Below are 19,074 nucleotides of genomic sequence, written 5' to 3'. Positions count from 1 at the left end.
CTGCTCTGCTTAGTGATTGGGCTTAGCGCGCTGTATCGCCAAACCCTTGCGGAAGAAGCGCATTTAGCGCAAACCTTTCCCGATAACTTTGCCGAGTACTGCAGCCAGGTAAGGCGCTGGCTGTAAGAAACTTCAATCGCTTTTGGTGAACCTCCGGTTCAAGTCTTACAAACAGCAGTATGCCCTGATAGCTCAGTGACTTAATGTAAAATGGGAGGTTTAAATGGTGCCCGAGGCCGGACTTGAACCGGCACGACCGTGAAGTCGGGAGATTTTAAGTCTCCTGTGTCTACCAATTCCACCACCCGGGCATACGAGTCAGTTTTTTATCCTAGGGATTGGTGCCCTAGTTTACCGTTTACTATGCAATGAGCGTTCTCATTAGCATCATAGTAAGAGTAAGTGGAGGCGCGGGTCGGAATCGAACCGGCGTACACGGAGTTGCAGTCCGCTGCATAACCACTCTGCCACCGCGCCTTAAAGCTTGCTCACCGCCGGTTAAGAAGTAAAAACCAGGCCGTGAGACAGAAATTTGGAGCGGATAACGAGGTTCGAACTCGTGACCTCGACCTTGGCAAGGTCGCGCTCTACCAGCTGAGCTATATCCGCCAAATGTCTCAAAAGCGCTTCGCTTATGAGGCGTGCTATTCTATGCAAATCACCTCTTGAGTCAAGCAAAGTGCTTGCTTTTTTTAGCTTTTTTTGGCGATTGCCTAATCTTTCGCCATCAGCTTTGGCCATGCGGCTTTTAGGTAATTTATCATCGACCAGAGGGTTAAAGCCGCGGCGATATAGAAGATGATATAGGCGATCAGCATCAACCAGCTAGGCAGTCCTGGCAGCATAATAAACAGCCAAATCGCAAACATTTGCAGCATGGTTTTAGCCTTGCCTACATTTGACACCGCCACAGTATCGCGGGCGCCAAGCTCGGCCATCCACTCGCGCAATGCCGAGATAATGATTTCACGCCCGATAATCACAATTGCCGGTATGGTGAACAGCAAACTGGCCATTTGCTCGATCAATAGGCTTAAAGAAATCACCACCATCAATTTATCGGCAACCGGGTCAAGAAATGCGCCAAAGGGGGTTGTTTGGTTAAGCTTGCGAGCAAAATAGCCGTCTAGCATATCGGTAAAGCCTGCTAACCAAAATACCAGTGCAGCAGCCCAATGGCTCCAACTCAGTGGCAGATAGAAAAACAACACAAACACCGGAATTAAAACAATACGGATTAAAGTGAGGGCGTTAGGGATATTCATTACAGCTCTTATTGTTTATGGCTTTTAGCGGCTATCGTGATGCTGGCTAGTCGTGTTGATGGAAGCTAGCATATATGTCTTCGGCCACTTTTGCACTAATCCCCTGCACTTTTATCAACTCTCGAATCGGTGCTGCCTTAATAGCCTGTACGCTGCCAAAATACTGCAGTAGATCTTTACGCCGTTTGGGGCCAACGCCTGGGATATCATCCAGCTGTGAGCGAGAGCGTTTTTTGTCGCGACGCTGGGTATGCCCCTTAATCGCAAAGCGGTGCGATTCGTCTCGCACATGCTGAATTAAATGCAGCGCCTTCGCATCGTCGGCTAGCTGAATCACGCGATTTTCATTGGCTAAAATCAGCTGCTCTAGGCCAGCTTTTCGCGTTGGCCCCTTAGCCACGCCAATCACTAAAATATCCTGCAGTTGAAATTCGGCTAATACCTCGCGTGCCTGCGTTACTTGGCCCTTACCGCCGTCAATCAGCAAAATATCGGGTCGCTTACCCTCACCACTGGCGAGCCGCTTAAAACGCCGCGTTAGGGCTTGCTGCATGGCGGCATAGTCATCGCCACCGGTGATGCCGTCGATATTAAATTTGCGGTAATCACTTTTCAACGGCCCGCTGGGATCAAACACTACACAGGATGCTACCGTGTCTTCACCTGAGCTGTGACTAATATCAAAACACTCAATCCGATTGGGCATTTCATCCAGTTCAAATTGCTGCTGCAGGTCTTCGAAACGCTGCAGCATACTGGCCTTATCGGCCAGCCGCGCTTTTAAATTTTCTAATGCCGTGGTGGTGGCCAGCGCCAACCATTTTACTGCCGGCCCTTGGCGCGGGCAGACAAACTGCAGCTTTTTCTGCATTTGCTGCTGCAGCGCTTCACTCAGCAGCGCGGTACCCTCGCCAGCGGCGGGCAAATACACTCTGGCAGGCACCTGCTCTAGCGCCTGCCCCGATTGCGACAGATAGTAATGACTGAGAAAGGCTTCTAACAACTCTTGCTCAGTTTGATCAAGCGTGGGCTTAGGGTAGTAACTTTTAGACCCTAATATGCGCCCTGCCCGGATAAATAGCATATGAATGCAGGCACGCCCTGCTTGACTGGCAACGCTGACCACATCGGCGTTGGCCTCACTATCGGCCTCGATAAACTGACTTTCGGTGACTTTTTGTAGGTATTGAATTTGATCGCGATACTCGGCCGCCGCTTCAAAATCGAGCGCAGTCGAGGCCTGCTGCATTTTCTCAACCAAACTTTGCAATAGCTGCTGGCTTTTGCCCTGTAAAAAAAGGCGCGTATTCTCAACCTGCTCTTGGTACTCGGCCTCGCTAACCAGGCCAACGCAGGGCGCGGTACAGCGCTTGATTTGGTATTGCAGACAGGGGCGCGAGCGATTGCGATAGTAACTATCTTCGCACTGGCGCACCTGGAACACTCGCTGCAATAAATTTAAACTCTCGCGCACCGCACCGGCGCTTGGGTATGGGCCAAAATACTGGCCTTTCGCGCGCTTCGCACCACGATGATAGGCCAAACGTGGAAACTCACCNGCCGATAAAAANACATAGGGGTAGGATTTATCGTCGCGCATTAAAATATTGAACGGTGGGCGCTGCGCCTTGATCAGGTTTTGCTCAAGAATCAGCGCTTCTGCTTCNGTTTCGGTGACCGTGACATCAATCTTAGCAATGCGCGCTACCAGCGCTACCGTTTTACTGTTAAGCCCACGCGCGTTGAAGTAGCTGGCAACCCGATTTTTTAGATTTTTAGCCTTACCAACGTATAAGATGTCGCCCTGCTGGTCGTACATTTGGTAGACGCCCGGGCGGCTGGTCAGCCCCTTCAGAAAGGTTTTGGCATCAAAGGATTGTTGCGCCGTGTCGGATAAGGTTTTAGCCTTATCGCGCACGTTTAATGGCGGGGTTTGCTCACTCATGGTGAGCGATTATACGAGCTATACGTCTTCAGGTTCAATCAATCCATGACGAATCGCTAAACGCGTTAACTCAACGTCACCGGTGATATCAAGCTTCTCAAAAATTCGATAGCGGTAGCTATTAACCGTTTTAGAACTGAGGCAGAGTTTATCGGAAATATCCTGCACTTTTTCGCAGTTGATGACCATCATGCAGATTTGCAGCTCTCGCTCAGACAGCTGGTCAAAAGGGTTGTCATGATCGGGGTTTACTGAACTAAGCGCCATTTGCTGCGCTATTTGCGGCGATAAGTATTGCTTACCGCAAACCGCATGCTTAATCGCGGCAACCATTTCGTTAATTTCGGCGCCCTTGGTTAAATAGGCCATCGCACCGGCTTTTAACAAACGCTGCGGAAATGGCGCATCATCTAAGGCACTGACGGCAACAATTTTCGTATTTGGGTATTGCGCGGTGATTTTGCGGGTTGCTTCAATGCCACCTATGCCGGGCATTTTAACATCCATGACGATGACATCGGGTTCAAGATTGCGAGCGTGCTGCACCGCTTCTTCGCCGGAAGCGGCTTCGCCAATAACATCGATATCATTGATATCTTCTAGCATCCTAACTAAGCCTACACGAACAAGATCGTGATCGTCAGCTACAACAACACGTGTGGTCACTGTTTATTCCTTTTTATTATCTGACTAGGCTAGATGATTGCAGTGAGTTTAGCGACATGGCTATGTATGGCTACATTCAATAGCATACAAGCGCTAAAGCTGTGCAATTCACCAAGCTTTTTTATAGCCTAGCAGATCTGCGGCCCGCTTAGGGAAAATATTTATCTGCAATATAAAAGAATTTAGCCTCACTGCCAATCACTAAGCCGTTTTAGCCTTATGGCTTGTTATGCGAGAGGAGTGCGTAAGAGGCATACAAGGCTGCATAAGGCACATAAAAGCGCATAAACGGCGCATGAGCGACTGATCAGAGACATATCAGAAATAGATAACAGGGAGTTAAAAGAGTTAAACTAGCTAAAACTGCAGGCAAAAAGATTATGGCACTAACACCGGCTCTTGCTCTAGCGCTACACCAAATCGGCGCTGCACNGCGTGCTGTACAAACTTAGCCCAGTCTTGCACATCGCGCGCGCTAGCACCACCATGATTCACTAACACCAAGGCTTGTTTGGCGTACATGCCGACGGTGGCATTATCAGACACCGCACCTTTGAGACCCGCTTTTTCAATGAGAAAACCGGCCGACACCTTGGTGAGCCCGCTGGCCTGTGGGTAGGCAGGCACATCGCCTAACTGCTGCTGCAGCCGGGCAAAATCATCGGCACTCAACACCGGGTTTTTAAAAAAGCTGCCGGCATTCGCCAGTCGCTTCGGGTTCGGCAATTTACTTTGCCGGATACTAATCACCGCTTCTCTTACGGCATGCGCACTTGGCTGCTGCTGAGCAAAGCGCGTCGCTAAAGGTGCATAATCTAAGATAGGCTGATACTGCTTGGCCAATTTAAAGGTCACCGATGTGATAATCCAGGCAGGGTCTTGCCGCCGCTTAAAAATACTGTCGCGGTAAGCAAACTCACATTCGGCGTGCTGCAGCTCACGCTGCTCGCCGGTTAATACATGAAAACTTTGCAAACTGGCAAAGCAGTTGGCTAATTCTTGCCCGTAGGCGCCTATATTTTGGATCGGTGCAGCACCAACAGTGCCGGGAATTAGACTCAAATTCTCAAGTCCAAAATAACCTTGCTGCAAGGTATATGCGACGACATCATCCCAGCTTTCACCCGCCTGCACGTTTAGCCAAACATGGCTATCATCTTCGCGCTCTATTGCTACACCGCGGTTAGCCATGTGAATCACCATGCCGCGACGATCGCCCTGAAACACAATATTACTGCCGCCACCTAAAATGAATAAGGGCTTGTCTGGCTGGCGCTGCAGATTTTTGTGCAGCTGTTTTAGATCATCCAGCTGCTGAACCGCGACAAACTCATCGGCCATGACCGGCAGCGCCAGGCTATTGTAAGGCTCGAGGTTTTTTTCCAGTTCGATATGAAGCATTAGGCAGGACTATCTATGCTGCTGTTTAGTTGATACTGACTGATAAAGCCGTCGCAGGCTGCTTCGATGAGCTGAATCACCCGCAAAAAACCTGATTCACCACCAAAATAAGGGTCGGGCACTTCTAGCTCATCACCGGGTGCGAAATCAAGCAGCAGCTTTATCTCACCTTGAAAATCAGCCGGTGCAGTTTTAATCACATCGGCCAGATTACGAGTATCCATGGCTAAAATATAATCAAAGCGTAAATAGTCGTTGGCTGATAGCTTGCGCGCGCGCAGCTCGCTGAGGTCATAGCCATACTGCTCTGCCATGCTGATGGTGCGCTCATCTGGCGAGCTGCCCACATGCCAGGAACCGGTGCCGCAAGAATCAACCTTGATGGTATCGGACAGGCCTGCCTGTTGTAATTTTTTGCGCATCACCCCTTCGGCCGTGGGTGAGCGACAGATATTGCCTAAGCAGACAAATAAAACGTTCGTCATGCTAATTCCTTAAGCTGTTTAAGTTAACGCGATACATTCGGCTGCGGCTGGCTTTTCATAAACCCTGCAGCAGCTCACACGAAGATTAATGCAGCAAACCGTCCTAGTTGGCTAGAAACCCTGTCTTTACGCAGGTTTGGCAAATAAAGCTCTTACTTTATCTAAATCTGCCTGCGTGTCTACACCCGGCGGCAGACTTTCGCAGGCTAAGGCGATATTTATAGCCTCGCCATTGGCTAAAACGCGTAGCTGTTCAAGTTTTTCTACCTGTTCTAAGGCAGCAACTGGCCAGCTGACAAAGCGATGCAATAAACCGACGCGATAGGCATAAATGCCCAAATGGCGTTTATAGCGGATGTCGCTAGGCAAGCTTGCCGCCAGCGTTGCCGGTTCGAAGCTGTCTCGATGCCATGGCATCGGCGCGCGCGAAAAATACAGCGCCTGCGACAGAGTCATATCATCGCTCAGCTTAGGCTCAGTGGTCACCACCTTGACTACGTTAGGGTCAAACACCTGCTCTGAGCTCTCACAGAATTCAAACAAGGTAGCCATCGACTGGCTGGATGCATCAGTCTGCGTCAATAGTGCCGCAGTTTGATTGATGACCGACGGCGGCACCAGTGGTTCGTCGCCCTGCACATTCACTACCACTGCATCATCAGCAAGCTGCAGCGTGGCAACGACCTCTTGCAGGCGATCGGTACCCGACTCATGCGACTCTGAGGTCATCACTACCTTGGCACCAAAGTCTTCGGCCGCCTGAAAAATTGCTGCATGGTCAGTTGCAATAATCACTTCGGTGGCAGCGGATAAGCAGGCCTGCTGATAGACATGCTGAATCATCGGTTTACCGGCAATATCAAGCAAGGGCTTGCCCGGCAAGCGTGATGAAGCGAAGCGCGCAGGAATAATAACGGTAAAGGGCGCGTGGTTCATGGCTCTCTCTTTTATTGGGTATGACGACTTAAGACAGGCTTTGTAAACGCTGGGTTAAAGCGCTCAAAAAATCACTGTCGTGAAAACGTGCATTCACCGGCTGATAATACAGCTGATGGTTTGATAAATGGCGGCATTTTACCGCATCTTTTTCGGTCATGATAATCGGAAAATCATCGTCAAAAGCAAGATCGGATGACTGATACTGATGATGGTCGGCAAAGGGATGTGCGATCACAGCGAAGCCCTGAGCAATGAGGCTATTGAAAAACCGCCATGGGTTACCTATGCCGGCAACGGCATGCACTGTGGCTGAACTTGCGGCCAGCTTGGCTAAATCGCGCGGCGGCGAAGCAGCGTTTACCGGCTGCAGTGGCGAGACCTCTAGCTGCATAGCAGCATAGCCTGTGCTTGCGCGCGCTGAACCACTGTCACTGTGGCTTTGAGCGGCGCCATTATGCACAATAAAATCCACCTGCTCTAGCCGTGACAGCGGCTCGCGCAGAGGACCGGCGGGTAAACGTAAACCGTTGCCCCAAAGGCGCTGGTGATCGAATACGGCAATCTCTATATCCCGTGGCATTTGATAATGCTGCATGCCATCATCACTTAATATCACATCGATCTCGGGGTGTTGCTGGCTAATTAGCGCGATCGCCGTATTGCGTTCTGGTGCTACAACGACCGGGCATTGCACACGCTGAAAAATCAATAAGGGTTCATCACCAGACTCGGCGGCTGTGCTCGATGCCGATACAGCATAAGGGTAGCTGGCCTGACCGCCATAGCCACGACTGACCACTGCAGGCTTAAATCCTTGCGCTTGCAGATGCTCTGCAATCGCTATCAGCAGCGGCGTTTTACCAGTACCGCCAACGCTTATATTGCCAATGACAATCACCGGACAAGGATTAACGACAGCGCTAGCACGGCGACGTTTACGACGCTGATCAAGCTGTGCCAACAGCGCATAGAGCGCACTTAGCGGCAGCAGTAAATACCCCAGCCATGAAATTTGACGACGATACCAATGCTGCTGCAGCCACTGAGATAAGCGACGAGACATGCTAAGACGGCCCAAGCAACATCATATTAATCACGGGTAACTGCAGGCTTGGATGCAGATGCATCGCCGACAGACTCTTGCGCATTCTGCTGCAGCGCATAATAACGACCACCTTGCGCCATAAGGCTAGCATGATCACCCTGCTCAAGCAGCTCACCGTTATCCAGCACATAAATACAGTCGGCATTTTCAATGGTTGATAGGCGATGCGCGATGACAAAGGTGGTTCGCCCTTTCGCGACGGTTTGCATTGCTTCTTGAATCAGTCGCTCAGAATCATTATCTAATGCTGAAGTTGCCTCATCTAAAATTAATATTGGCGCCTGTTTTAAAATCGCCCGCGCTATCGCTAGGCGCTGACGCTGGCCACCGGATAAACGCACGCCATTATCGCCAATTTCGGTATCGTAGCCGTCTGCCATCGATAGAATAAAATCATCGGCATTGGCTAGCTTGGCTGCTGCCACCACCTCTTCACGACTGGCATTGCGCATTTCACCGTAGGCAATATTGTTATGCACAGTATCATTAATCAGTACCAGTTGCTGGCTAACAATGGCGATCTGCTGGCGTAGCTCAGCCAGACTGAGCGAATTAATATCAATTCCATCAAGGCGAATATGTCCCGAGGTTGGCTGATAAAAGCGCGGCAACAAGCTCATCAAGGTGGATTTGCCGCCGCCTGAGCCACCGACTAAGGCAACCATTTGTCCGGGCTTAATATGCATCGACAGCTGCTTCAGAACCGGTGTCTCGCTGCCAGGATAAGCAAAGCTGACCTGATCGAACTCTATCTCGGCTCGCACCGGCTTAGATAGCTGTGCTGGTGGTAGCGGCAATACTTGCTCGTTAGCCTGATCCAGCTGCTGAAATATATCCTGCACGGCAGCAAGCGCTTTTTGCACAATATTGATCACATTGGTTAGCTGGCGGATAGGCTTGGCCAAGGCACCCGCTGCGCCTAGGAATGTGACGAACAAGCCTGCACTCATATCGGCAATAATATCGGGATGCAAGCCAAGCACCACCAAGGCAGCAATCGCAATGGCTAAAAAGAACTGTATCGTTGGTGAAAATGCGGCATCGGTAAACGCCAGTTTTAACTGCTGACTAAGCGTGCGTCGACTGACTGTCGCAAAGCGCTGCTGCTCCAGCGCATGCGCGCCATATATACGCAGATCACGTACGCCATTAATAGCCTCTGAAGTGGCATGCGTGATATCCCCCATGGAACGCTGTAATTTTTTGCTTAAGCGACGAAAACGCTTACTGACAAAGCTGACCACCAGCGCAATCAGCGGTGCCACTGCAAGAAAGGTCAGGGTTAGCTGCCAGTTTAAGTAAATTAAGTAAGCCAGCAGTAAAATAACCGTTAGCCCGTCTCGAAAAATCACGGTAATGGCATTGGTTACTGCACCGGTTACCTGCGTCACATTGAAAATCACGCGACTGACCAAGCTACCCGAGGACTGACTTTCTATCGCATAAACCGGCAAGTCGAGCATTTTATGAAAGATGTCGGTACGTAGATCAAAGATCACGTGATTACCGACATACTTCATAAAAAAGTTGCCTAAAAACGAGCCTATCACCCGCTGCAGTGAGATGATGATAATTAACACCGGTATCGCAAAGCGCGCTTTGCTGGTGTCGCTAACGTCAAACTGCAGCTGCTGATGCAAAAAGCTGACAATTAAACCATTGCGCTGCTCAGTATCAATATTTTGCCCAAGGCTATCGATCATATACTGCATTAAATCGGCCAGTAATACATCGGCCGCGGCATAAAGCAAGAAGCCCAGGAAGCTGATCAGAAAGAAGCGTTTATACGGCCAGGCATAGCCCAATAAACGCCGATATAGTTGCCAATCACTGGCGGTATTTGAGTGACTCACATTTCGCCCTATGGCTCTGGTTGCACCGTGGTAATACTCAAATTCACAAAGCCCATCTGCCCTGCTGCATCCATCGCGGTGACCACCGACTGATGCGTGGTGTTTGCATCTGCGGTAATAATAAACGGGGTATCGGTTTTATCGCCGGCGATTTTTGCAATCGCAGACTTTAGCGTCGCTGCTTGATTATTGATTAATGCGGCGCCATTGATGCTGTATTCACCGCGCTGATTGATTGATAATTTTATCGCCTCAGGCTGCTGCATTTGAGGTGTGCCCTTGGCCTCGGGCAAGTCTAAACGCAGCTCGGTTTTGTCAGTAAACGTCGTAGAGACCATAAAGAAAATCAGTAATAAAAATACCACATCAATCAGTGGCGTTAGATTAACATCGATACTGTCTTTGGCTTGGCGTTTAAACTGCATATTAATCTTTCAAATCGACTTGACGGTTAGTATGCAGCGCATCAACTAATTTTAAGCTTTGTTGCTCAAGCTGCACCACGATGCTGTCGATTCGACGCTGAAAATAGCGATGCATCATCAGCGCAGGAATCGCTATGGCTAAACCCGCAGCGGTGGTAATTAGTGCCTCTGAAATGCCGCCAGCCAGCACCTGAGCATCGCCGGTGCCTTTAATCATAATTTCACTAAAGACCTTAATCATACCGACGGTCGTACCCAATAAACCCAGCAAAGGTGTGATCGATGCGATAGTACCAAGGGGGCTGAGATAGCGCTCAAGGTCGTGAATTACGTGACTGGCGGCTTCTTCGATACTTTCTTTCATGGTGTCGCGCTCACTCGAGTTGGTGAGGCCAGAGGCTAGGATGTAGCCCAGCGGCGACGACATTTTAAGCTTGCGCATGCGTTCAACATCAAATTCATCTTCTTTGATCCAGCGCCAAACCTGAGCAATTAAGTGCGGCGGGGCTATTTTACTGGGGCTTAGGCTCCAAATACGCTCAACACAGATAGCCATGGCAGCAATCGAGCACAATAAAATCGGCACCATCATCCAGCCACCGGCAACAACAAATTCGTACACAGTTTCCCCTTTCAAAATATTTATGCCTGTGATGGCGCAAGTGGCCATGCAACAAGGGCTACAACACGCTCGCATGATAACGAGCTGCCCCAACAAACACAAGGGTAGCCCTGCTCTGCCGACTGAGATCAGAGTCACAGATTAGTGGATAAAGACCGCCTGTCGCAGCAATCACTAATACTAGCTTTGCGCAGCCATGGCCTGTTGCTGGGTGTGAAGCTGGAAGCGTTTATCAGCGCTGAAACGGAGTTTGAATTGACCATCTACAGCCGTTGAGTAGAGCTTAATAGATAAGGCTGCTAGACGCTGCAAAACACGCTGATCAGGGTGTTGAAAACGGTTTAAATGCCAGCGGCTCTATCAGGATGCTTATACAGGCTGCCAAAAGCAAGCGCCATACGTTGGCAATATTAAGCTGCAGCAGCCCAGCTTTAAGCAGCACAGCATAATATTGTGGTGCTTAAATAGTGGTGCTTAAATAGTGGTGCTTATATTGTTACACTTCGAAATGTGAGTTTTATTGCCTGTGAAAATAGTTAATTACACTTTTCGCCTAATCAGATGAAAATTGCTTAGGTGATTAAATGCTTAGCGTTTAATGCTTTTTATAAGAATATCAGCAATAGTGTAATCCACTTCTTTAAACCAATTAATTTCTGGATACTTTTTCCCTGCTGCTGAAAAACAAGTCAAAATAAAATCTCTTGGGTTTTTTCCTGAGCCATCACCGCCAGAGTGAAATGGTGTTGATGTGTTGCCACTCCATATATCCTTTAAACGGCGCACTAAGTTTTTTTCCATGAAACGATTGGCTCTATCCGCTGCAAAATTATCTTTCCCTTCAATTAATTTATTCAATGTACTGAACATATTCGATAAACGATAAGCCATTTTCCCCGCAGGGTGAGGCATGCCTTCTAGTAGCTTTCTGGCTTTATCGATATAAAGAGAAGCTTCTAAATATAATTTTTTTTGGTCTTCGTGATCATCACTAAGCTCTGATAATGCCGATAAAATATAATCAGAGAATGCATTTTGGATCGCATTTTCTATTTCATCCTCTGGAAGACGTTTAAAACCAAAATTTTGCACCAAGTTGGTGATTTCTTCGGATGAAAATAAATTTTTAAGGGTAAAGCGGGTGATCATAATTCTTTTATTTGCTATATTGAAATTGCATTGGCATGCGTTAAATGCCACGCATTGAACATGCGTTACAAGTCCACTTTATCCTATTTTTGGAATCAATGAAAAGATTCCTGGGAGAAGTAGACATGACTACTAAAACTTATGTATATCGCGGTGTTAAATACACAAAAGATGGTGATCAGCACATTACGTTAAAACACAATCGTTTAGAGAAGGTTTATCGTGGTGCTAAGTACTTAAAACTTCCTAATGTGAAGCATATAGTATCTGACCACATCTATCGTGGCACGCATTATATGGCGTAACCGTGTAGGTAGTCGAAGCCGGGGCTTGCCCCGGCTTTTTTCATTTCAGCTTCACTTAGCTGGCCCATTTGCGCCTATATTATGCTGTGCTGCTTACTGGCTGGGCAGCTACTGCAGCTTGGCTTTTATCTATCCTATTTGGCCGCAGTTTAGCCTCATCGATATTGCACAGCTTAACAGCGCATTTTTTCTATTAGTACTGTGGCTAGTGTTGCAGCAATCACTAATACCAGCTTTGCGCAGCCATGGCCTGTTGCTGAGTGTAAAGCTGGAAGCGCTTATCAGCGCTGAAACGGAGTGTGACTTGACCATCTACAGCCGTCGAATACAGCTTAATGGATAAGTCCTCTAGACGCTGTAAAACGCGCTGATCAGGGTGTTGAAAACGGTTTAAATAGCCTGCCGAGACTAATGCCATTTGCGGCCGAGTACGCTGTAAAAAAGAATACGAGGAAGAGTGCTTAGAACCGTGGTGCGCTAACACCAGTGCAGTAAGCGGCAGAGCTGCTTGCAAAGCTGGCTGGGCTAGTATGGCTAACTCGGTTCGCTGATCAATATCACCGGTGAGTAGAATGTGTTGGCCCGCAACAGAAATTAATAAGACGCAGGAACGATTATTGCGCTTACTGATATTCACGGCAGGCGGCCATAGCACCTGAAACTTCACAGCATCCCAGTACCAAGACTGACCTTGCTGACAGCGCTGCACCGGACGCGAAAGCTCAGCCGACAACAAGTTTGGCTCACTGCTTACTAGCTGTTTAACCGCTATATGTTTGAGTAAGTCGGCGGTACCCCCGGCGTGATCATTATCGAGGTGTGAGATCATCACTCGATCAAGCTGCATCAGCCCCTGTGCCGCTAGCACTGGCGCCAAAACCCACTTAGCCATTGAGCCACCTGGCCATGCGGCACCCGTGTCATACACCATAGCATGCCGCGGGGTCTGCAGCAGCAACGCTAAACCTTGGCCAACATCGAGCATATCCAGCTGCAGCGGCGGTTTAGAGGTGTGTTTTTGATTCGCAGTTTGCGAATACAAAACAGGCAGCATCACTAATATGCAAAGATTAGCCATCATTGATACGCGATATGGCATGATATGTCGAAACATTAGCTGCAACACTAGCCACAGTACTAATAGAAAAAATGCGCTGTTAAGCTGTGCAATATCGATGAGGCTAGGCTGCAGCCAGGGCTGCTCAGTTTGCCACTGTAATACATGCTGTAACTGCTGCATTAACAGGCGCAGTTGCAAGGCGACTGAAGTCATCAGCTGCTCAGCATAGCCAATCCAGCTAGCGATCTGGGTCGCGTTTGCGAGCAGCAAGCATGCGGTGACGGCTAGCACAGCGGGCAATACAAGCAAGCTGATCAGCGGAATTAAGAGCCCATTATAAAACAGCGCCAACAGATTGAGCACACCCTGACTGCTGGCCGTTAATGGCCATAAGCAAAACATCATAATGGCCTGCAAGCACAAATAGGCTAAGCCAGCATCGAGGCAGCGTCGTGACCAGCGTGCACGAACTGACTGACAGGCATAACATTGCCGCAGCCGCTTGGGGTATAAGCTGGCCAGCATACACAGCATAGCAACAGCCAAATAGGATAGATAAAAGCCAAGCTGCAGTAATGCCAGTGGCTCTATCAGGATGCTTATACAGGCTGCCATGAGCAAGCGCCATACGATGGCAATATTAAGCTGCAGTAGCTGCCCGGCCAGTAAGCAGCACAGCATAATATAGGCGCGCTGCACCGGCACTGACCAGCCAACTAAACTGGCGTAAAATGCGCTAATGATTAACACCGCTAACGGCACTAGTGGTAACTGCTGCGATAAGCAGATCCAAGGCAGCGGCACAGCTAGCAACACTGCCAATAGCCGAACCAAATAGGCCAGCGCAAACACCCAGGCGGCCAATAAACCCATATGCAAACCGGAAACCACAAACAAATGCACCGTTGCCGTATGCTGTAACAGCGAAAACTGCTGCTGTGACATTGCCGTTTTATCGCCCAAGGCCAGTGCGGCAAACCAGGCATAGTCTTCAATCGGCAACAATGCCTGCAACTGATTTTTAAGCCGCTGGCGAGCTTGGTTAATACAGGCAGTAGTTTCCATGACGAGATCGCGCCATTGTTGGCAATCACCCAAATAGGCCCGCCATTCTCGAATATATGCCTGCGCTAACCATCGCTGACTAAATGCATAACGCTGATAATTAAAGCCAGCCTGGTTTTTTACACCACGAATTGGCTTAGCGCGCAACACAATATGCCAGCGCTGCCCCGCGGCTAGCTGCTGTGGCGCATTTAACAAGGATGGCGACTGCTGCTCATCAGGCAGCTGATAGGCACTGATGCGCAGATAGGCTGATTGATAGAGTGGCAGCTCGCTGTCGATAACCTTAGCGACAAATTGCTGCCGCCTCCCCTGCTGGCTGACCAAGCTATGGATCTGCACACGCATCTCTATGTCACGCTTTTGCTCAGGCAGCTGCTGCCATTTTTCTGCCTGTAACTGTGCGCTCCATGCAAAATAACTGGCACCGACGCAGGCAGCACAAAAAATACCACAACAGCGTATTGCCACGAGATAGCGCTGCGCCAGTGAAAATGCTTGCTGATGTTCAGTCATGATTGCATCACGCCAACTAAATGATAACAGCGTGATGTAATAGCATAGCAAGCCCAGCGCAAGACTTAAGCTCAGCACTAGCTGACAGTATTCGCTAGATATATATTGTTGCCAGGGCCACAGATAATGCAAAAACCGCATTATTATCGCCGCGGCAACAAATGCCACAAGCGGCATCGACACATCCTTGTTGCGTGATGAATGCTTCAGTTATTAACCGAGCTGGCTGATTTCCTTATCTGCCAATATTTAAGGTAGATTAAAAAGCTGTTGTAGTCAGCTAATGTTTCTACATATCCATGATGTTTTAGCGTAGAATTGCGCAAATTTTTTTGAATATCACCATGGCTAAACAATTTCTTAAGCGCTACATGCCGGACGATGACGTGATTAAGCGTAATCGCTGGCTGCGCCTGTGTTTAGACTATACCGAGCGGGCGCAGGTGCTGCACTTTAACCGCCGTAGTGCCTCAAGAGCGATTTTAATTGGCCTGTTTTGCGCCTTTATTCCACTGCCAATACAAATGTTTTTAGCGTTTATTTTGTGTGTTTGGATGCGTGCTAATCTGCCGCTCACCATGGGCATGGTGTGGCTAACCAACCCACTGACGATTGCGCCGGTATTTTTAGCAACCTATCATCTGGGTGCATTTTTATTGCAGCAACCGACTATTGGCTTTGAGTTTGAAATGAGCTGGCAATGGCTGGAACATCAATTTGCGCTGGTATGGAAACCTTTAATGCTGGGCAGCTTAGTGACCGGCACCGTGTTGGCCTGCGTAGGTTATACCGTGGTTGAAATAAGCTGGCGCCGTCATACTTTGCGAAAATGGCAAAGCCGCAATAAGCGCAGTAAACGCAGCCTGCGCAATACTCACAAAAGCTGAACACGCGCTGATGCTGCTTTTGACACAGTTAGATACTGTTAGACACAGCTAGAAATAGTTCGACATAGCTTCAATGCTTGTTGTTTTTGCACAGCTACTTTAGCGTAACTATTTTTAGCACAACTACTTTAGACACAATTACTCATAGCGCAACTACTCATAGCGCAACTACTCATAGCGCAACACCTCGGCTGGCTTTTGCCGCGCGGCAATCCATGCTGGGCTTAAAGTCGCGGCCAAAGTCAGCATAAAGCTGATAGCGCCGACTGCTAACACGTCAGTGATTCGAATTTCGCTGGGCAAGGCATCAATTGGGTAAATTTCGCTGTTCAACAATTGAATACCCAGTAGCTGTTCAATTACGCCAGCAATTGACGGCAATAGGCTACTTAACACCACACCTAACAGCACACCAAGCAACACCCCAATACAGCCAATGACGATGCCCTGCAGTAAAAACACCTGACGAATTTGCCGTTGACTGGCACCCATGGTTTGCAAAATAGCCATGTCTGGCTTTTTTTCTTGCACCGACAGCAATAAGCTCGACACCACATTGAACGCCGCGACCGCGATAATAATAAACGTCAACAGCACCACAAGTTTTTTCGACATCTGCACCGCTTGGTATAAATTACCCTGGCTCATTGACCAGTCTCGAAAGTAATACAGCTCTGTCAGCGCGCTTATATCATAAGCAATCGCACGGCTATTAAAGATATCCTCTACTTGGATCCGCAATCCATCCACTTCGCCAGCAGCAAAGCCTTTGAACTTGGCGGTATTCTCTAAAGAAGCAAAGGCGAGCTTTTGGTCAAGCTCGGTACCGGTATGAATGATTGCTAACACTTGAACCGTATGGCTGCGTAAGCGGGCTGGCCCAGCCCGACGGCTTTTGACCGCACTGCCGCCATCAATCAGTCGAAAACTATCACCTATGTTAAGCCCGAGCTTATCAGCTAAACCCCTGGCGACAATCACACTGCCTGGCTGATTTAGCTGCTGCCAATCAAAGTTGGGCAAAAAACGCTGATAGCTAGCTAGCTGTTGCGCATTATCGAGATCAATACCATAGACTAGGCTTGGCTTTATCGTTTGCCCTTTGACGAACATTGAGGGCAATAGACTGAATGCTGCCACTGATGCCACGCCTGGCTGCTCGGCCGCAACCGCCTGCAGGGGTTGCCAATCACTGATGGCTTCAGTGCGCGTCAGGGTAATATGCGGCACCAAGGATAAAATATCGTCCTTCAGCGCGCGCTCAAAACCATTCATTACCGAAAGCACCGTCAACAATAAGGCTACTGCCAGCACAATACTGGCAATAGACAGTCGGGAAATAAATGCCAACAGCGGACTTTGCTTGCGTGAGAAGCTATATCGCAGGGCTAACAGGCGAGTAAAATATGACACTTATTGGTCCTGTAAACGCAGCTGACCTTGCGACAGCTGGTAGCACTTATCTTGCGCCTCTGCGATCGCCTTATCATGGGTCACGATAATAAAGCTTTGTTGATATTGCTGATTCAAAGTTTGCAGCAGCGCAAGAATATCTTGTGCGGTAGCCTCATCTAAATTTCCGGTTGGCTCATCCATAAGCACGCAGGCTGGCTTTGCCACGATAGCGCGTGCAATGGCTACACGTTGACGCTCACCACCAGACAGCGCCTGCGGACGGTGTTCTGCACGAGCCGCCAAGCCCACTTGTGCCAACACCTCACGCGCCTGCTGAAACGCTTGCTTTCTGGCCATACCGCGAATTAATAGCGGCATTGCAACATTCTCGAGCGCATCAAATTCTTGTAATAAATGATGAAACTGATAAACAAAGCCAAGCTTTTGATTGCGAATGACAGATAGCGCTTGATTATCGAGGCCTGCAAGATTTTCACCATCAATAAAAATATCACCCGAGCTTGCTCTATCCAGACCACCTAACAGATTCAGTAATGTCGACTTACCAGCCCCAGAGCTGCCAATGATCGCAGCGGTTTGCCCTTGCGACAGTGAAAAACTGACTTTATCTAGAATCAGCAGTTGGGTTTCAGCTTGCTGGTAGTACTTGCTGAGCTGTTGGCAATCTATAATCGCTTTCACACTATCCTCACAGTGATAAATGTCTGTCGCTTAATTAGCGTGTTTACTGGCACGGTTTGCAGCTGACCTATGCATTGATGAGTTTATCGATAGGCCAATGCTTCAACTGGCTGTATTTGACTTGCACGCCATGCTGGGTAACTGCTAAATACAATGCTCAGCAAGATAGTAAAACCTATCACATACAGCACATCAACAAGCTGCAAATCTGAAGGTAGACCGGTGATATAAAACACCTTGGGGTCGAATATATATACACCTAGCGCCTGTTCTACAACACTGACAATCGCTGATATATTGGTCGCAATCAGCACACCGATAAGGCAGCCTACAAAGAGACTAATCATGGTTAAACTTAAGCCCTGCGTTAAAAATATCTGCATCGCTTGATGCGGCCGCATACCCATCATCTGCAATACCGCAATATCGCTGCGCTTGCTGGCAACCATCATAGTCAATAGTGCAATCAAGTTAAACGCCGCGACAGCTATGACCAGTGACAGCATGAACGCAATCATAAACTGCTCCATTTTGATCGCCCGGTACAGTTGCTGTTGCTTCTGCTGCCAGGCAACGAGCTGCAAGCCTGAATCAGCAAAGCGCTGGCTAAAGTCAGCAACCAGTGACAAATTTTTATCACGTTCACGACTGTCGACAAAAATCTCAAGCGCATGCACCTGGTCTGCGGCTAAACGATAGAGTTTTCGGGCCTGTTGAATATCAATAAAAGCCGCCTGATTATCAAACGCGCTGCCAGAATTAAACAGCCCAATCACACGAAATTGACGGCTGCGCGGCTTGATGCCAAACGGCGTAATTTGAAAACTCGGCAGCACCAGCTGAACTGTATCGCCAGGTGCAACATGTAATCGATCCGCTAAGGCATAGCCAAGCACGATATCAAATCCTGCTGTATCTGGATTAAGCCACTCACCCTGCTGAATCAATAATTGCTGCTGCCTATTAGGGTCTACCCCTTTTAATTGCACAGCACTGCTTTTATCTTGGTGTTGAATTAATGCATCGCCGCCGACTAAGGCGCGCGTTACCGCTGAGTGAGCTAATTGCTGAGAGAGCACATTGTCTAATTGTTGATGCACGTCTGGCAATGAAAATGCCGCTGCCGAGGATTGCTTAGGGTCAACTTCAAGGCTCAGCTCTGGCATGACGTGCAAAATACGGTTTTGCAGTTCTTGTTGAAAACCATTCATCACCGACATAACAATAATTAATGCTGCTACGCCCAGCATCATACCGACCAGTGAAAGCCATGACAGAAGTGATAGAAA

17 protein-coding genes and 3 tRNA genes are annotated in these 19,074 nt (G+C 48.7%); 2 read left to right on the top strand and 18 right to left on the bottom strand.

Translation table 11 applies throughout. The features are described from left to right. Window positions 1-224 precede the first annotated feature (224 nt). The 14 genes from HRU21_05875 to HRU21_05810 form a co-directional block, all read right to left on the bottom strand. A tRNA-Leu gene (locus tag HRU21_05875) sits at window positions 225-311 on the bottom strand. A gap of 92 nt (window positions 312-403) precedes the next feature. Continuing rightward, a tRNA-Cys gene (locus HRU21_05870) sits at window positions 404-477 on the bottom strand. Between the two features lie 56 nt (window positions 478-533). After that, window positions 534-609: transfer RNA gene (locus HRU21_05865), tRNA-Gly, on the bottom strand. 104 nt (window positions 610-713) lie between these two features. Further along, entirely contained in the window at window positions 714-1,265 is a 552-nt protein-coding gene (gene pgsA / locus HRU21_05860; GenBank protein NRA41822.1) for a CDP-diacylglycerol--glycerol-3-phosphate 3-phosphatidyltransferase, read from the bottom strand. Window positions 1,266-1,311: 46 nt separating this feature from the next. Then, window positions 1,312-3,210 carry an excinuclease ABC subunit UvrC gene (uvrC, locus tag HRU21_05855; GenBank protein ID NRA41821.1) on the bottom strand — a complete coding sequence of 633 codons (1,899 nt, stop codon included), beginning with the start codon at window positions 3,208-3,210 and terminating at the stop codon, window positions 1,312-1,314. Between the two features lie 18 nt (window positions 3,211-3,228). Further along, a complete protein-coding gene (gene uvrY / locus HRU21_05850) occupies window positions 3,229-3,876 on the bottom strand; it encodes a UvrY/SirA/GacA family response regulator transcription factor (GenBank protein NRA41820.1) in 648 nt (215 codons plus the stop codon). A 378-nt stretch (window positions 3,877-4,254) separates the two neighbouring features. Continuing rightward, window positions 4,255-5,277 carry a UDP-N-acetylmuramate dehydrogenase gene (gene murB / locus HRU21_05845; GenBank protein NRA41819.1) on the bottom strand — a complete coding sequence of 341 codons (1,023 nt, stop codon included), beginning with the start codon at window positions 5,275-5,277 and terminating at the stop codon, window positions 4,255-4,257. After that, a complete protein-coding gene (locus HRU21_05840; GenBank protein NRA41818.1) occupies window positions 5,277-5,762 on the bottom strand; it encodes a low molecular weight phosphotyrosine protein phosphatase in 486 nt (161 codons plus the stop codon). Before HRU21_05840 ends, murB begins: the two co-directional genes overlap by 1 nt. A 126-nt stretch (window positions 5,763-5,888) precedes the next feature. Beyond that, entirely contained in the window at window positions 5,889-6,698 is an 810-nt protein-coding gene (gene kdsB / locus HRU21_05835; protein ID NRA41817.1) for a 3-deoxy-manno-octulosonate cytidylyltransferase, read from the bottom strand. 28 nt (window positions 6,699-6,726) lie between these two features. Then, the gene (locus tag HRU21_05830) at window positions 6,727-7,764 is read right to left on the bottom strand and encodes a tetraacyldisaccharide 4'-kinase (protein NRA41816.1); all 1,038 of its coding nucleotides are present in this window, start codon (window positions 7,762-7,764) and stop codon (window positions 6,727-6,729) included. Between the two features lie 26 nt (window positions 7,765-7,790). Next, window positions 7,791-9,671 carry a lipid A export permease/ATP-binding protein MsbA gene (gene msbA / locus HRU21_05825; protein NRA41815.1) on the bottom strand — a complete coding sequence of 627 codons (1,881 nt, stop codon included), beginning with the start codon at window positions 9,669-9,671 and terminating at the stop codon, window positions 7,791-7,793. After that, window positions 9,668-10,084 (bottom strand): biopolymer transporter ExbD, encoded by a 417-nt coding sequence (locus HRU21_05820; GenBank protein NRA41814.1) that lies wholly within the window; start codon window positions 10,082-10,084, stop codon window positions 9,668-9,670. The genes msbA and HRU21_05820 overlap by 4 nt, the downstream gene beginning before the upstream one ends. Before the next feature lies 1 nt (window position 10,085). After that, entirely contained in the window at window positions 10,086-10,706 is a 621-nt protein-coding gene (locus HRU21_05815; protein ID NRA41813.1) for a MotA/TolQ/ExbB proton channel family protein, read from the bottom strand. Between the two features lie 588 nt (window positions 10,707-11,294). Further along, on the bottom strand, window positions 11,295-11,855 hold the full coding sequence (locus HRU21_05810) for a hypothetical protein (protein NRA41812.1): 561 nt from the start codon (window positions 11,853-11,855) through the stop codon (window positions 11,295-11,297). A gap of 125 nt (window positions 11,856-11,980) precedes the next feature. Here HRU21_05810 and HRU21_05805 point away from each other — a divergent pair, with 125 nt between their 5' ends. After that, window positions 11,981-12,160: a hypothetical protein gene (locus tag HRU21_05805; protein NRA41811.1), complete on the top strand. Its 180-nt coding sequence runs from the start codon at window positions 11,981-11,983 to the stop codon at window positions 12,158-12,160. Between the two features lie 223 nt (window positions 12,161-12,383). Here HRU21_05805 and HRU21_05800 read toward each other — a convergent pair whose 3' ends face one another. Further along, the gene (locus HRU21_05800) at window positions 12,384-14,978 is read right to left on the bottom strand and encodes a DNA internalization-related competence protein ComEC/Rec2 (GenBank protein ID NRA41810.1); all 2,595 of its coding nucleotides are present in this window, start codon (window positions 14,976-14,978) and stop codon (window positions 12,384-12,386) included. Between the two features lie 167 nt (window positions 14,979-15,145). On the opposite strand from HRU21_05800, the gene HRU21_05795 reads away from it, so the two are divergent. After that, complete coding sequence (locus HRU21_05795) at window positions 15,146-15,688, top strand: DUF2062 domain-containing protein (GenBank protein NRA41809.1); 543 nt, start codon at window positions 15,146-15,148, stop codon at window positions 15,686-15,688. A gap of 168 nt (window positions 15,689-15,856) precedes the next feature. On the opposite strand, the gene HRU21_05790 is transcribed toward HRU21_05795, so the two are convergent. From HRU21_05790 to HRU21_05780, 3 genes are all read right to left on the bottom strand, one after another. Continuing rightward, on the bottom strand, window positions 15,857-17,101 hold the full coding sequence (locus HRU21_05790) for a lipoprotein-releasing ABC transporter permease subunit (protein NRA41808.1): 1,245 nt from the start codon (window positions 17,099-17,101) through the stop codon (window positions 15,857-15,859). Beyond that, window positions 17,102-17,773 (bottom strand): ABC transporter ATP-binding protein, encoded by a 672-nt coding sequence (locus tag HRU21_05785; protein NRA41807.1) that lies wholly within the window; start codon window positions 17,771-17,773, stop codon window positions 17,102-17,104. A 95-nt stretch (window positions 17,774-17,868) separates the two neighbouring features. Beyond that, window positions 17,869-19,074: ABC transporter permease (locus HRU21_05780; GenBank protein NRA41806.1), on the bottom strand; the 1,206-nt coding region annotated here is incomplete at its 5' end.

It is taken from the genome of Pseudomonadales bacterium, assembly GCA_013215025.1.
Classification (GTDB): Bacteria; Pseudomonadota; Gammaproteobacteria; order Pseudomonadales; family DT-91; genus DT-91.
The sequence above is the reverse complement of the archived record's forward strand: the minus strand, read 5'-3'. Positions and strand labels throughout refer to the sequence as shown.